1 protein-coding gene is annotated in these 827 nt (G+C 60.9%); it reads right to left on the reverse strand.

Annotated elements, in window-relative coordinates:
* Positions 1-222 precede the first annotated feature (222 nt).
* Positions 223-827: IS66 family transposase (locus tag WS69_RS16050; protein ID WP_231747153.1), on the reverse strand; the 605-nt coding region annotated here is incomplete at its 5' end.

The raw sequence follows: 827 nt of genomic DNA on the forward strand, positions 1-827 counted from the left end.
CCTGCAAATCCAACAACACCGTTTCGGCCTCACCGCCTTTCCGTATAAGCCGTCCAGGATTGTTCAGGTTCGACTACTGAAGGAGCCTGGAAGAGCGCCGCAGACGAAGAGCTACATGTGGGTCCAGATGAACGGAGTAAGCACCTCGCGAAGGCCGTTCGCAATACGGCGCGCACGTGAGGCATGATTGGTTATCGGGCGTTCGGGTTCGCCCGCTGGCAATCAGCCCGTGGAGGCAGGCGGGCAAGGCTTGCCTGGCAGCTTACTTGCCACGTTCCACGGTAGTAATTCGTCGATGCGGTTAATGGGGTGGTCAGCGATATGGGTCAGCACGTATTCGAGGTAAGCGCGCGGGTTGATCCCGTTCAGCTTGCACGTGCCGATCAGGCTGTACATCGCTGCAGCCCTCTGGCCCCCGCTATCGGAGCCGGCGAACAAGAAGTTCTTCCGACCCAGACTCACACATCGCAGCGCGTTTTCGGCCAGGGCATTGCTGATCTCGGCACGGCCCTCTTCGCAGTACAGCGCGAGGGCATCCCACTGGTTAAGCGAGTAACGGATCGCTTTGGCCAAATCGGATTTCTTCGACAGCGTCGCGAGTTTGTCCGTCATCCACGTCTTGATGGTTGCCAGCAGCGGCACACTTTTCTCCTGCCGCACGCGCAGCCGTTCAGCGGCGGGTTTGCCGCGGATGTGGGCCTCGATGCCGTAGAGTTCGCCGATCAGCTCGAGCACCTCCCGGGTCGCCTCGGTATCGGCGTCAACGGCACCGTCGACCTTGATCACCACTGCGCCGATCCGGATCTCGATCGTCCCCGCTCGCGCAG

The sequence above is a fragment of the Burkholderia sp. BDU5 genome, assembly GCF_001522845.1.
Lineage (GTDB): Bacteria > Pseudomonadota > Gammaproteobacteria > Burkholderiales > Burkholderiaceae > Burkholderia > Burkholderia mayonis.